The sequence below is a fragment of the Flavobacterium algoris genome (assembly GCF_048158525.1).
In the GTDB taxonomy this organism is placed as follows: Bacteria; Bacteroidota; Bacteroidia; order Flavobacteriales; family Flavobacteriaceae; genus Flavobacterium; species Flavobacterium algoris.
In genome coordinates, this window is sequence record NZ_JBLNKT010000002.1 from 51,785 (window position 1) to 65,843 (window position 14,059).

At 32.6% G+C, this 14,059-nt stretch carries 16 protein-coding genes; 4 read left to right on the forward strand and 12 right to left on the reverse strand.

The window, feature by feature from the left end; genetic code table 11:
* Positions 1 to 10: 10 nt before the first annotated feature.
* The 4 genes from ACM55I_RS01230 to ACM55I_RS01245 all read right to left on the reverse strand — a co-directional run bounded on the left by ACM55I_RS01230 (position 11) and on the right by ACM55I_RS01245 (position 3,489).
* Positions 11 to 1,063: a hypothetical protein gene (locus tag ACM55I_RS01230; protein WP_416844972.1), complete on the reverse strand. Its 1,053-nt coding sequence runs from the start codon at positions 1,061 to 1,063 to the stop codon at positions 11 to 13.
* A gap of 32 nt (positions 1,064 to 1,095) precedes the next feature.
* Entirely contained in the window at positions 1,096 to 1,815 is a 720-nt protein-coding gene (locus ACM55I_RS01235) for a hypothetical protein (protein WP_416844973.1), read from the reverse strand.
* The gene (locus ACM55I_RS01240) at positions 1,802 to 2,362 is read right to left on the reverse strand and encodes an RNA polymerase sigma factor (protein ID WP_416844974.1); all 561 of its coding nucleotides are present in this window, start codon (positions 2,360 to 2,362) and stop codon (positions 1,802 to 1,804) included. Before ACM55I_RS01240 ends, ACM55I_RS01235 begins: the two co-directional genes overlap by 14 nt.
* Before the next feature lie 149 nt (positions 2,363 to 2,511).
* Positions 2,512 to 3,489 (reverse strand): polyprenyl synthetase family protein, encoded by a 978-nt coding sequence (locus ACM55I_RS01245; protein ID WP_416844975.1) that lies wholly within the window; start codon positions 3,487 to 3,489, stop codon positions 2,512 to 2,514.
* 257 nt (positions 3,490 to 3,746) lie between these two features.
* On the opposite strand from ACM55I_RS01245, the gene ACM55I_RS01250 reads away from it, so the two are divergent.
* Complete coding sequence (locus tag ACM55I_RS01250) at positions 3,747 to 4,628, forward strand: hypothetical protein (protein WP_416844976.1); 882 nt, start codon at positions 3,747 to 3,749, stop codon at positions 4,626 to 4,628.
* A 52-nt stretch (positions 4,629 to 4,680) separates the two neighbouring features.
* Here the strand turns inward: ACM55I_RS01250 and rlmN are convergent, their stop codons facing one another.
* The 4 genes from rlmN to ACM55I_RS01270 all read right to left on the reverse strand — a co-directional run bounded on the left by rlmN (position 4,681) and on the right by ACM55I_RS01270 (position 8,073).
* Positions 4,681 to 5,724, reverse strand: a complete 1,044-nt coding sequence (gene rlmN / locus ACM55I_RS01255) for a dual-specificity RNA methyltransferase RlmN (RefSeq protein ID WP_039108904.1) — start codon at positions 5,722 to 5,724, stop codon at positions 4,681 to 4,683.
* Between the two features lie 759 nt (positions 5,725 to 6,483).
* The gene (locus ACM55I_RS01260) at positions 6,484 to 6,930 is read right to left on the reverse strand and encodes a peptidase associated/transthyretin-like domain-containing protein (protein WP_416844977.1); all 447 of its coding nucleotides are present in this window, start codon (positions 6,928 to 6,930) and stop codon (positions 6,484 to 6,486) included.
* A 10-nt stretch (positions 6,931 to 6,940) separates the two neighbouring features.
* Positions 6,941 to 7,393, reverse strand: coding sequence for a hypothetical protein (locus ACM55I_RS01265; protein WP_416844978.1), 453 nt, complete (start codon positions 7,391 to 7,393; stop codon positions 6,941 to 6,943).
* Entirely contained in the window at positions 7,390 to 8,073 is a 684-nt protein-coding gene (locus tag ACM55I_RS01270) for a hypothetical protein (RefSeq protein WP_416844979.1), read from the reverse strand. Before ACM55I_RS01270 ends, ACM55I_RS01265 begins: the two co-directional genes overlap by 4 nt.
* Before the next feature lie 668 nt (positions 8,074 to 8,741).
* On the opposite strand from ACM55I_RS01270, the gene ACM55I_RS01275 reads away from it, so the two are divergent.
* The 3 genes from ACM55I_RS01275 to ACM55I_RS01285 are packed head-to-tail and all read left to right on the forward strand — an operon-like array spanning position 8,742 to position 9,927.
* The gene (locus tag ACM55I_RS01275; protein ID WP_416844980.1) at positions 8,742 to 8,993 is read left to right on the forward strand and encodes a hypothetical protein; all 252 of its coding nucleotides are present in this window, start codon (positions 8,742 to 8,744) and stop codon (positions 8,991 to 8,993) included.
* Positions 8,986 to 9,285: a type II toxin-antitoxin system RelE/ParE family toxin gene (locus tag ACM55I_RS01280; RefSeq protein ID WP_416844981.1), complete on the forward strand. Its 300-nt coding sequence runs from the start codon at positions 8,986 to 8,988 to the stop codon at positions 9,283 to 9,285. Before ACM55I_RS01275 ends, ACM55I_RS01280 begins: the two co-directional genes overlap by 8 nt.
* Positions 9,286 to 9,927: an O-methyltransferase gene (locus ACM55I_RS01285; RefSeq protein WP_416844982.1), complete on the forward strand. Its 642-nt coding sequence runs from the start codon at positions 9,286 to 9,288 to the stop codon at positions 9,925 to 9,927.
* 175 nt (positions 9,928 to 10,102) lie between these two features.
* On the opposite strand, the gene ACM55I_RS01290 is transcribed toward ACM55I_RS01285, so the two are convergent.
* From ACM55I_RS01290 to ACM55I_RS01305, 4 genes are all read right to left on the reverse strand, one after another.
* Positions 10,103 to 10,666 (reverse strand): phosphatase PAP2 family protein, encoded by a 564-nt coding sequence (locus ACM55I_RS01290; protein ID WP_416844983.1) that lies wholly within the window; start codon positions 10,664 to 10,666, stop codon positions 10,103 to 10,105.
* The gene (locus ACM55I_RS01295; protein WP_416844984.1) at positions 10,666 to 11,067 is read right to left on the reverse strand and encodes a Sec-independent protein translocase subunit TatA/TatB; all 402 of its coding nucleotides are present in this window, start codon (positions 11,065 to 11,067) and stop codon (positions 10,666 to 10,668) included. The genes ACM55I_RS01290 and ACM55I_RS01295 overlap by 1 nt, the downstream gene beginning before the upstream one ends.
* Before the next feature lie 113 nt (positions 11,068 to 11,180).
* Positions 11,181 to 13,424 carry a M1 family metallopeptidase gene (locus tag ACM55I_RS01300; protein ID WP_416844986.1) on the reverse strand — a complete coding sequence of 748 codons (2,244 nt, stop codon included), beginning with the start codon at positions 13,422 to 13,424 and terminating at the stop codon, positions 11,181 to 11,183.
* Positions 13,425 to 13,488: 64 nt separating this feature from the next.
* Positions 13,489 to 13,992, reverse strand: coding sequence for a DUF6702 family protein (locus ACM55I_RS01305; RefSeq protein WP_416844987.1), 504 nt, complete (start codon positions 13,990 to 13,992; stop codon positions 13,489 to 13,491).
* Positions 13,993 to 14,059: the final 67 nt, after the last annotated feature.

Genomic DNA, 14,059 nt, shown 5'->3' on the forward strand with positions numbered 1-14,059 from the left:
GAACCAAATTTTAATTTAAATCGAAACGCAGTCCTAAAGAAACGTTATTTTGTTTCACTGCATTGTCTTTAAACAAAGGATTCAAATTATATTTCAAGTACAAACTCGTTTCTTTATATCCAATATAAGTACTCAAACCATAGATGAAATTACTGGTATTAAAATCTCCTTTGGTTTTTTCAGTAGCTTTTAAATCATTATCATCATATTTGATAATTTGTTTTGACTTTAAGTTGATTCCTGCATAACCACCTACTCCAAGACGGAAACTTTGATGTGTTTTGAAAAATGGCTTGTCCTCTTTCATCTTTTTACCTGAAAAATCAAACTCTAAATGAACTGGTGCCACTAAATATACATTTCTAAAACGAGAATCATTTAAATCAACAGGATTAACCACAAGATTAGTCTGGTTACCACTTACTACAAAATTACGATTGTCTGTGGGGCGTAAATTATTATACATCACTGACAAGCCATATTTAGCGTGAAGCAGATTATTATTTTTAGCGATTCTGCTATTATATGAAACCCCTAATTCGTAAAAATGCGAACCAAGAAATCTATAGTCAGAATCCTGAACTTTCCCATCTGTAACTAAATTATTTAAGCCCGCTGCAAAAACAAATTGCGAGGTTGTTCTTAGCTCTCCTTTTGTTGAACGAATAGAATCATTCCTTTTTGAATCTTTTTCCCAATCCCAATTCAATTCAAATTTGCGTTTTTTCAGAGTATCCTGCTCCTTAATTTTTCCATCTACTTTTTCTTGAACTAGATTTTTCAAGTTTTCTTGCTCCTGAGCCACTTTCGATTCAATATTTACAGCTCTGGCTTCTGCCAATACTTTCTTTTTATTCTCTGCTTCTTCTCTAGAAATTGTGCCGTTTATTAATTGATTGTTAACCGCTTCTACTTCTATTTTCAAAGCTGCTTTTTCTTCTTTTGTAATCGTTTCTATTTTTGAAGCGATGTTTTTTGCTCGTTTTTCAAAAGTTTCCTGTCCAAGCATTTTGCTGGCATAAAGACATAAAAGTAGTGCTAAGTAAATGGTGAAATTTCTCATGATGATTTGATTTTAATGATGATTGATGATTTTTATTCTAAGTTGCGATTGGACAAAGCTACTTTTACTGTTTGGTAATTCTTACTTACCTTATTGATTATTTTTTCTCGAAAGGAAAGCTCTAATTCTCCATCCACTTGCGAGAGCAAATTACTTGCATTTACATGCACAACCGGTTTTTGATTCAATTGTTTTTCCCTTTTCGAAGGATTTTCAACAGCTGCTAACAGTTCGTCAATTGAAACACTATTGGTCTGGGGTGTGATTGATTTTTGTTCTTTTTTTTGATTAATGATTGAAACTTCTGCTACTTGATTATGATTTGAACTCTTCTTAATGATTATTGATTCTTCTTTTAACTGAGTAGTTTTATTGATTTTTGAAGTTGGTTTTTGGACAACATTCGCAGCTACCCTTTTTTCTTCTTCTATTTTCGGATTGACTACAATAGCAGGAGTTACAGTAGTTTTAGGATTAACCGTATTCTGAATCACAACCTCATTTTTCTGATTTTTAATTGCATCTTCTTTTTGACTAAAGTAAACAGTCCCTATTAATAGAAACCCCAGAATACTTGCCGCAATATACATCCACGGAAACTTAGCTTTCGGTTTTTGCTTCGCCTGTTCGCTATTGCTCGGGTCAGCAACCGTAAGCATTGCATCCAGTTTGTTCCAAGCCATTTCTGATGGTTTGATTTCCCGAGAATCCAATTGCTCTTTTAACTGTGTTTCTAATTTATTCCGTTCCATTATCGTAATTTTTTAACTTGCTAATTTGTCCTTGCAGCATTTTTCTGGCATGCGACAATTGCGATTTAGATGTTCCTTCATTAATTCCTAACATGCTGGCAATCTCCTGATGTTTATAGCCTTCGATAGCATATAAATTGAAAACCATTTTATAGCCATCCGGCAAACTGTCGATCAAAAATTGAATAGCATCAATTGAAAATTGGCTTTCGATGTTATTGAAGCTTTCTTCAAAACAGTCTTCATCCTCAATATATTTCACCTTTTTTTGGACTCTAATGAAAGAAATACATTCGTTCACCATAATTCTTCTAATCCAACCTTCGAAACTTCCTTTGTGCTGAAAATTTTTCAGATTGGTAAAAACCTTCATAAAAGCGGTAATCATGATATCTTCTGCCTGATGAATGTCTTTTATGTATTGACGGCAAACACTTAACATTTTTGGAGAAAACTGGGTATAAATCTTCTGTTGCGCCTGCCGATTACTTTCGACAGCTAACTGAATTAATTCATTTTCCTCCTGATGTAAGTTGATTACTTTCAAAATCTTTATAAAGTGTTTCTATTAGCATAGACGATTAACAATGCAAAAAGGTTGCATGTTATTTTATATTTTTTTTTATTTTATTGTTCGAAAATAAAAAAAGATAACAAAATCAATAGTTTACGAAGGGAAATTATTTTGGAAAAAAATTATTTTTTCCTTTCAATAACATAGTTGACCATCAAAATCAACGAATCTTTAAACTCAGAATCTGGATAATTATCTAAAAGTAAAAGTGCTTCTTGCTGGAATTCTACCATTTTTTGTTCTGCATAAAGTAATCCATTATTGTTTTTTACAAAAGCAATAACTTCTTTAACGCGTTTTTTATCTTTATTATGGTTTTTAATGGAATTAATCAGCCAACTTTTTTCTTTGGAAGTACACGTATTCAAAACATGAATAAGAGGTAAAGTCATTTTTTGTTCTTTTATGTCAATTCCTGTTGGTTTTCCAATGGCTTCATCGGTATAATCGAACAAATCATCTTTTATTTGAAAAGCCATTCCGATGAGTTCACCAAATTTTCGCATGTTCTCCACCTGAACTTCATCCTCAATAACGGATTTTGCACCAAGAGCACAACAGGCAGCAATAAGTGTTGCTGTCTTTTTTCGAATGATTTCATAATAAACATCTTCTGTGATGTCAAGTCTTCGGGCTTTTTCTATTTGGAGTAACTCGCCTTCACTCATTTCGCGAACAGCGACAGAAATAATTCGAAGTAAATCAAAATCCCCATTATCTATAGAAAGCAACAATCCTTTAGACAATAAATAATCCCCAACCAGAACTGCAATTTTATTTTTCCAAAGGGCATTGATAGAGAAAAAACCTCTTCGACGATTGCTGTCATCAACAACATCATCGTGAACTAATGTAGCGGTATGAATAAGTTCAATAACACAAGCTCCTCGATAGGTTCTTTCGTTTACAATACCTCCCGAAACCATTTTGGCAGTCAGAAAAACAAACATAGGACGCATTTGCTTTCCCTTTCTGTTTACAATATAATAGGTGATTCTATTTAACAAAGCCACTTTTGAAGTCATCGATTCGTAGAACTTTTTTTCAAAAAGTTCCATTTCATTGAAAATGGGCTGTTTTATTTTAGAGGTGACATTCATTTAGATTTCAAATATACTATTTTAAATAAAAACCTTTATCTATTTCCTGTAGTTATATGTTTTTTTAATCGCTTTCTATTTTAAAACCCATTTTTGACTCTCTGTTCTCTGTCTTTATAAATAGCTCTCTAACAGAACTAAATTTATGAAACGATAATTTTTCTAAGTAAATTTTTGTATTTTTATAGTCTAATTGAGCCCCAATTAAACCTTTTATACTTTTACAAATCAAAGCTTTAACCTAAAACCTATTTGTTATGAAAAAGAAAATTTTATTATTTGGAATAACTTTGAGCATTCTTGCATTCACAAGCTGTTCGCAAGACTCTAGTTCTACAACTGCAGAAGCAACAGTTACCAGTAGTGATGTCGCTTCAACTCAGAAAATGGATAATGCCATAGACGATATATCATTTATTGCGGATAATCAATATGAAGTAAGTGAAGGTTCCACAACTGGCAAAATTACGGAGAATTATCATTCATTATTACCTAGCTGTGCAATAGTTAGTGATTTAGGATCAACCATTTCTGTTAGAGTCTTAACTATTACTTTTGGAACTGAAACTTCCGCCTGTATCTTTAGAGGACATTCTCTAAAAGGGCAAATTATTTTAACCCGAACTATTGGAACCACTTTTCCTAAAATCATGACTGTTACCTATCATAATTTTTACATCAATGATAATAAACTGGAAGGAGTCTCAACTTGGAAAAGAGAAATGCTGGGCAGTGGGACCACCTTGCATCCAAAAACCACATTTACTATGACCGATATGAAATTAACCACATCGACTGGAATTTACATACGTAATGGAGATCGTATAAGAGAAATGACTGCTGGATTTTTAACTCGTTTAAGTCCAACGGATGATGTATATTCAACTTATGGGACATTTACAACAACACACCCAAATGGGACTATTTTTACTTCTTTAATAGAATCAGCAACACCCTTAGTTCATAAAACTGCTTGTAGTTTAATACCCGTTCCGATGCCATTTCCTGTTTCTGGAATAGTAAAACTTTCAAAAAACTCGCATTTCGCAACAATTGATTATGGAACAGGTGATTGTGATAATTTAGCCATGCTATCCATTGATGGTGGTACAGCAACTCAAATTACTTTAGGTAATTAAAAGACTTAATAGATATTAAACCAAAAAAGGAGTTCAAGATTGAACTCCTTTTTTATGCTTCTTTATTTGCCAGTTGACCACAGGCAGCATCTATATCTTTTCCGCGGCTACGGCGTACTTTCACAACAATACCACTGGCCTCAAGTGCTTTGATGTAGGCATTAATAGACTCTTCTGAAGCTTGTTGGAATTCTCCGTCATCGATTGGGTTGTATTCAATCAAATTGACTTTACAAGGAACATATTTACAAAATTTCACTAAGGCATCAATCGAAGCTTTGTTATCATTAATATCTTTCCAAACCACATATTCGTAAGAGATTTTACTTTTTGTTTTTCGGTACCAATATTCTAATGATTCGCGTAAATCTGCCAAAGGGAAATTTTCGCTAAAAGGCATAATTCTAGAACGGATTTCATCAATCGCAGAATGTAAGGAAACAGCCAGCTTGAATTTCACGTCATCATCAGCCAGTTTTTTTATCATTTTAGGAACTCCCGAAGTGGAAACCATAATACGTTTGGGCGACATCCCTAAACCTTCCGGAGAAGTGATCATTTCGATTGCTTTCAAAACGTTATTGTAATTCATGAGCGGCTCTCCCATTCCCATAAAAACAATATTGGACAACGGATGATTGTAATACAAACGACTTTCTTTATCGATGGCAATTACCTGATCATAAATTTCGGCTGGTTCCAGATTTCGCATTCTTTTTAATCGTGCTGTAGCGCAAAAATTACAATCCAAACTACAACCCACTTGGCTAGAAACACAAGCTGTAGTTCGCGTATTTGTAGGTATCAAAACAGATTCTACGACCAGACCGTCATGTAACCGAACAGCATTTTTCACGGTTCCGTCTTCACTGCGTTGCATGGTATCCACTTTGATGTGATTGATAACAAAGTTAGCTTCAAGCATAGTACGTGTTCCCTTAGAAACATTAGTCATATCTTCAAAACTGTGTGCACCTTTGCTCCACAACCATTCATAAACTTGATTTCCACGAAAGGCTTTGTCGTTATTAGCCACAAAAAAATCACGTAATTGTTCTTTTGATAAGGCTCGTATGTCTTTTTTATCGATTTGCATGGTGCAAATTTAATGACAATTTGTTGATTTGTTGATTTGATAGTAAAATTTTAAGAATAAATACGCCTCCACTTCAAGACTCACAAAGAAAACAGCTGAAATGACTTCAAAAGAAAACGTCTTTTTAAGTTACTAAAAATTCACTTTCCATCTATACTTTTGAAATCTGTCAAAAAAATCATTCGGGGAATTAGGAGCTATTTCCATCTATGCGCTATATCTTTTCTTTTTTAAAGGAAAAAAGAAAAGGATATCGCTCCCATCTAGGCTAGGGCATCGGTTTTCATAAAAACTTCTTTTAAAATTATGAGATACTACCAAACCCTCCAATTACCAACAACAGTTTACTCTAGGAACACCCTTTATAGCTTCTTATACAATAAATACCCCGTCACGGATATTATATTTGAGTTTACACAAATTTTGTCCAGTCTCTTCTAAAAACCTAAAAAACGTCAAATTTGACGTTTTGGGGTAGTTTTCAAAAATTCAGTTCAATATTTGAAAGTATTAACGCTGTGCTTTTAGAACAATTTCCATATCGCATTCATTACATTGTAAACGGTGCAAAAAAAAAACAGGCAAATTGCCTGTTTCTTTTCTGTTTGACTTGTTTTTTTTCAACTTTGTGGCTGCGAGGTCGTAGACACTCCAAGAACAATGCCGCATTCCTTAGTAAATTCTTCGTGAAGCGCGGCTATTTTTGCCGCTAGATAGCATCGCGAACAAGTATATGATTTAAAAACCTATTGGGTGTAATTATTTCAATTTATAATTTACCCCTTCGCACTCTATTATAGGTCTATCCTCTTCGGCTAAATAAAAGTCAATTTTCACTTCATTTTTATTCGTTAAATCTAGAAAATTTGTTATGATTGTTTTGTAACCTACTGAATTCACCTCTATAAAAAAATAATCATATTTGAAATTTTTAGTTTTATAAGAGTATTCCCCTTGAGATGAAGCATGAATTTCAATACATCCAACTTTCAATATTGTATAACTTATTGGATTACCTGTTTTGACATCAAAGACAGTCCCTTTGATAGTAAGTTCGTCTGAATTAATTTTAGGTTTGGTCTTGATTACTTTGACTTTATATCCCCCTTTATTAGCGGTCGGAATTAGTTCATTTTTAATAGACGAACATCCACCAAAAACTAATAAAAAAATAAATAACAATATAATATGATCAAATTTCTTCATAAAAAAAATATTAACAGCCAGCTTTTTTACCTTTCTGTGATTTATACTCTCCATTAATATCCATTCCTGTTAGCTCTGCCGATAGAGTGTCCGAAATCCTTTGTTTATCTACAGAGGGTAAAGCTTTAAATGCATCGGTGTCTTGAAGACCTCCCCAAGCTATATCTTCGTAAAATTGTTTAGTCAAATTATAGCCTTGACTAACACCATAAGTTTCTAAAGCCACTCCTATCGCCTTCACTAAGCTTCTTGCTATTTCTTCGTGATCAACAGTATTCCAATTTTGTTTAACTCCAAAATCTTTAACCATTTCAGGATATGTCGCAATCCAACCAGATCTATCAACTTTAAAATAAGTTACTAAATAAGCGTGAATGGATTCATGTAGCATAGTTCTGGACCAAGACAAGTCGGTAGTGTTTGGATATTTTTGAGAGTCAAAGGTAGTCGTTATACCACTCACATATTATAATTTGGATCTGTTTGTCCTGAAGCTAGGCCTTCTATTGTTCCTGATTTTACATTCCAATTATAATTTGTGGAATAGCCGTCACCTGTAAAATTAGCAATCATATTACCAGGACTAGCACTAATTTTTTTTAGGTCGTTAAGTATTTTTTGCAAACAAGGTTTGAGTTGGTCGTCCTTAATTTTATCATTAAATGCTTTTATTGCTAGATATTTGAAATAATCGGCATAAGCAATACCCATTGAAGAACCATTATTTTGTGATCTTACAAATTGATAATTCATCATGGTGTAAGCATCGTTTGTAGCAACAGGTTTAGTGTAATAGTTAGTAATAATAACTTCTTTTAGTTTTATAGGAGGGTCTATAGAATAAACTGGGCTAAAATCATATGCCCCAGCAATAGTTCCTCCATTAATTTTAAAACCACTAAGCACTCGACCCTTTAAATCAGTGGAATAAACAGACCCCGTAAAAGCTTCGGATGCTATTTTATTCGTCTTCTTATTAGTAATATTGTTTTCAGGGACGTGGTGAAACAAAACAGTTTGCAATTCTCCATCTATTTCTATTTGCAAAATTTCCGTTTCGACACCTTCAAATTTAGTAGTTGCACTTGCTATATTTAATTTCGCGTCTGTATCAGTTATATCAACTTGCTCTAATGAAGCCAAATCAATTTCTAAACCAATACCAGTTGTATCTGAATCTCTTTTAGCAAGTCGATTACTATTTAATTTCTTGAAAAAATCAATAGAATTTTCTAGTGGAACTGTCTTTAATTCATTCGACTGGGTGCCTAATTTCTCTTCTAAAATAGTATCATCATGGGATTCAATGCACAGCTAAACAAAAGAAAAGCTGTTATTAGAAAAACACTAATTTTAAAAATTTGGTTGGTTAATTTTTTCATTTCTAAAAAATTCATTTTTTAAGTTAAAATTATTTTTATCATTAATATTTAATAAAAATTAACGGTAATTAAGACTTTAAATATTTATTGAATGCAATTTTAAGAATTACATTTTAACCATACAATACCCACTTTAAGTGATATTCCACTTATTTTTCTTTCAAATATTGACTTTTAAAGAAATTTACCCAAATTAATCTCTTCTTTGCTACTAAAAAAAATGAAAAATAAAAGAAAAAGCGTGTTTGCAATAAAATCGGATTTTTCAATACGTTTGCTATCCAAAAAACTAACCAAAATCCATTTCATTTCCCAAGAATTAGAAAATTACATTGAGTAATATTCTGAAAAAGAGCTTGAGTTCTTAGTGAAAGACAATTAAATAAACGTATTATATTTTTTTGTAAATTTGTATATAAATTAGTAAAAATGGGACTTCCTGAATTAAAACATAAAATCCAACTTCAATTAGATTTAGCAGATGAAAGAGTACTTCGTATTGTGTCATCCGTATTTGATAATTATTTGAATGAAATTGTTTCTTATGACGCAAATGGAAAAGCCTTGACACTTTCGGAATACCATAATAAAGTTGAGGAAGGATTAGAAGACATCAAATACAACAGAGTAATTTCTCAAGAAAATCTTATTGAAGAAATGAAAACCTGGAAAAATGAGTAATCCTACTTATGCAGTTTTCTGGACTACTAATGCAAAACTTGATTTAAAAGACATTTATCTTTCATTAGAACAAAATATTTCTCTCCCAGTTGCTACTAAAATAACAAATGAAATTTTCGGAAGTTTGAATTCAATTACTTTTCCTGATCAATTCCAAATTGACGAATACAGAATTGATTGTAGAAGAATAATCACCCGAAATTACAAAATACTTTACCAATTCCATCACAACACAATTTATGTTGTTAGAATATTCAATACTTTCCAAGATCTAATAAAAAGTTTAAGATAAATGCATTTCATTTCCCAAGAATTAGAAGATTATATCGAGCAACATTCTGAAAAAGAGCCAGCTTTATTAGCGGCTTTGAATAAAGAAACATACCAAAAAATCTTATTACCAAGAATGTTGAGTGGTCATTTCCAAGGTCGCGTTTTGAGTATGCTATCGAAATTGATTCGGCCTGTGACTATTCTTGAAATTGGAACTTACACCGGTTATTCGGCATTGTGTTTATGCGAAGGAATGCAGGAAAACGGAACCCTACATACAATTGATATTAAAGAAGAATTGGTAGATTTTCAGCGCAAACATTTTGATAAATCACCTTGGGGAAAGCAAATTTTTCAGCATTTGGGAGAAGCAACTATTATTATTCCAACGCTCGATATAAAATTTGATTTGGTATTCATTGATGCTGACAAAGACAATTACCTCAACTATTTTGAATTGATTGTTCCAAAAATGAATAAAGGCGGAATTATCTTATCCGATAATGTATTGTGGAGCGGTAAAGTTCTTGAACCATTGAACCCAAAAGATTTGAGTACAAAAGTATTATTGGAATACAATAAATTACTGGCAAATGATCCCCGAGTAGAAACGGTTTTATTACCTATTCGCGATGGATTGACTGTTAGTCGAGTTCTTTAGATTTTAGATGTCAGTTGCAATATCTTGGATCTAAATTGTACCAATTCAAAAATTGTTTTTTTTATGGAAAACTAATGCCCTAGCCCTGATAGAAGCGGTATCCTTTACTTGGTTCTTTAAGGAAGTAAAGATACAAGCGAATAGCAGGAAATAGCTCCAAAATTTACTACCTATTTTATTGTGGAAAATATTTTCGTTGTGCTACTTTATATATCTTAAACATTAAGAAGCCAAAAACAAATCCGAAAAAATAGCCTGTTAAAATGTCTAATGGATAATGCAACCCTAGATATATTCGGCTGTAGGCAAATATTAACGGCCATAAAAATAAGAAACCAAAATATTTGATTCTGTGTTTAAAATTGAAGAATAAAAAAGCAGCTACTGCCATAGAATTTGCCGCATGTCCTGAAAAGAAACTAAAAGAATTACTCTTTTTTACTACTCGAATAAAAGTGTTGATATCCGGATTATTACAAGGTCGTAACCTTTGAAATCCATTTTTAAACAAATTGGTAGTTTGATCCGTAATCGTTATCAAAATAGCTACAAATAGCAATAAATATAAGGTTTGTTTTGTTCCTAATTTTTTAAAAATCAAGTAAGACAATAATAAAAATAACGGAATCCAATTGATTTGTTTGGTTATAGAAAGCCATAATCCATCATAGGTTTCAGAACCTAAGCTGTTCAAATAAATAAACAACTGGGTATCAAGAGACAGGATTTTTTCCAACATTACATTTGGCGTTTTATTGGGCCCGTAATATCGTCAATTCCTTCTTTTACTTTTTCAACGTGAGTAGCAGTTTCACCTAAAAGATTGTCTTTGGCTTTATTGATTTCTGATGTTATATTACCGGTCATATCAGTCAATGAGCTTGTATCCCCTAATAGATTATCCTTAGCTTTATTGATTTCTGATGAAATACTTCCTCTTATATCGCTCAATGTTTTTGTATCAAAACCATTCGACTCTGCTCCTTTTTGAATTTCGCTTTTTATATCGTTGGTTGCATTTTTTATCTGCGCCATCGCTTTTCCCATAGTACGCGCTATTTCAGGCACTTTATCCGAGCCAAAAAGCATAAGTACAATAAACATTATAAAGATTAATTCGCCTCCTCCTATACCAAACATAATTTTAGATTTTTCTTGGTTACAAATATATCGATTTTTGAATCGCAGTATTTTAAATTTTTCATAAAAAAAGACTCCGTTTTTCTGGAGCCTTTTTTTATTCTTTTTATTCTTTAGTCAAATTTCGATTTCGCTTCTGTTTTTGGCCAAGTATTATTCGTTACATCTATATCAGCAGTTTCTAATTTTGGGTCAATCTGAATTTTTTTAATTGCTTTTTCAGTTGCATAAACTTTCTTAGCGGTGTCATTATTTTTCCTCCAAATTTGAGCTGGATATTTGAAATTTTCTTTGGAATCATCCTCATAAGTAATTTCAACAATAATAGGCATCAACATTCCTCCTGGCTTATTAAACTCTACTTCATAGAAGTATTTAGGTGCTTTTAAAGTCGAACGCTCTTCTGCTGTAAGTTTTTGGTCTACGTAATCCGAAAGTAATTTTACCTCCTCTACTTTTAATGCTTTCTTAGATGCTGGATTCAACTCCGTACTTTTCTCAGAAATCAAATATACAAATGGTCCTTTATCCAAACCAAAACGTCCTTTTCTTACTTTAGCATCCTTCAACTCTGTAGTTGGTGTTTCAGAAACATAATATTGTTTTACTTCATTTATACCAATATCAACAAAATCAGTTGAGTAAAACCAACCTCTAAAAAACCAATCTAAGTCTACTGCCGATGCATCTTCCATTGTTCTAAAAAAGTCTTCCGGAGTAGGGTGTTTAAATTTCCATCTATTTGCATATACTTTGAAAGCATGATCAAATAATTCTCTTCCCATAATAGTTTCTCTCAAAATGTTAAGTCCTGCTGCCGGTTTCCCATAAGCGTTATTACCAAATTGAATTATATTCTCTGAGTTAGACATAATTGGCTCCAATAATTTTTGGTCTCCACTCATGTAAGGAACAATTTTACTAGGAATTCCACGATTAGACGGGAAATTAGTCCCTAATTCTTGTTCCGCCATATATTGCATAAACGAATTTAATCCTTCATCCATCCAAGTCCATTGACGTTCATCAGAATTGACAATCATAGGAAAAAAATTGTGTCCAACTTCGTGTATAACTACTCCCATCATCCCATTCTTAGTACGTTCGCTGGTCACACCATTTTCATCTGGACGACCATAGTTCCAACAAATCATAGGATATTCCATTCCTTGATCTTCTGCAGAAACGGATACCGCTTTTGGATAAGGATAATCAAAAGTATGAGAAGAATAACTTTTTAAAGTATGCGCAACGGTTCTTGTAGAAGTTTCTCCCCAAAGCGGATTCGCTTCTTTAGGATATACCGATTCAGCCATTACCACTTTATTACTCAGTTGTACCGCCATGGCATCATAAATAAATTTTCTTGAAGTGGCTATACCAAAATCTCTCACATTTTTAGCGCTAAATTTCCATGTTTTTTTCTTATCAGAAAAACCTTTTTCAGCAGCTTCAGCCTCAGCTTGGGTTACAATAACTACTGGTTTATCAAATGATTTTTGAGCCAGTTCATATCTTTTAACCTGAGCAGGCGTAAACACTTCACTTCTATTCATCAATTCCCCTGTTGCATCCATAACATGATCCGCAGGTACAGTAATATTTACATCAAAATTTCCAAAAGGTAAAGCAAATTCTCCTCCTCCCCAAAATTGCATATTCTGCCAACCCTCGACATCATTATAAACTGCCATTCTAGGATAAAATTGAGCAATTACATACAGTTTATTTCCTTCTTTTTCGAATGGTTCGTAGCCTGAACGACCGCCATCCTGAATATAGTTATTGATATTGTACCACCATTTTGTTGAAAATATAAATTTTTCACCTGGTTTAAGAGGAGTAACCAGATTAATTCGCATCATGGTTTGGTTTATCGTATAAGACAAAAGATTTCCTTTGGCGTCTTTTACATATTCAATATTAAATCCACGATCTAATCCTTGCTTCAAATATTCATTTGCAAATTTTTCGGCAGGTAAAACCTGTTCTATTTTTTCACTTTCGGCCAAAGGAGATTGTGAATTCTTAGCCGCTTGATTTTGATCTAATTGCACCCATAAATACTCTAAACTGTCCGGGGAATTATTATAATACGTTACCGTTTCTGAGCCGCTTAATTTAGCTTTTCTATCATCCAGCTCCACATCTATTTTATAATCAGCCTGTTGTTGATAATAGGCTGGTCCTGGAGCGCCAGAAGCGGTACGAAACATGTTAGGCGTAGCTAACAAATCATACATTTGACTAAACTTGTTCGTGTCATACTTCCCTGGTTGTTTAGTAGTTACGACAGGAGCTTTTTCTTGAGCAAGTAAAATTACTGGAAAAAGGAATAATAAAGTGATTTTTTTCATGTGTAGAATACAAATTATTTGAGCGCGTGAAAATAATAATTTTTAACAAATTTCTCGCATTATATCAATATTTTAACATTCCTGTTTTATTAGAATCAGTAAAAAGAATACTATTCTTCTCTCCCAGCACCGTAACATGGGTTATATTTTGCTGTTCTGAATTCCAATCGATTAAAATTGTGTTGGCAATTTCAATCGAATTAATCTTGGTAATATCTTTTATGCTGCAATAACATACAAGCACATCGCCTTCTAATTCTTTACTTAGAAAATTGATTGTTTTAGATTGTCCATTTACTTTTACCGAGAATTTTTCCAAGAAATATTTCTTTAGCAAAAGAATTTCTTCAGGTGATTCTTTTTCAGATCCTAAATTGAGTTTTTTATTATACTTTTTCTCTAAGGCTTTATTCAAATCATCAACAAAAATACGGGATGTAATTTGGAGCATTTTTTTTTCGGGAGCATAATTTACCTGATATACTGCCATATAAAATTTATGAACACTAAAAGCAGTTAAACTCAGAAATAAAATTCCAATAAAAGAATATAGGATTGTTTTTTTCATACGAAGATTCTATTTGTTTTTTATCGGAATATGGTATCGCCTTTCTTCAATCTTATTTATGTTTTGG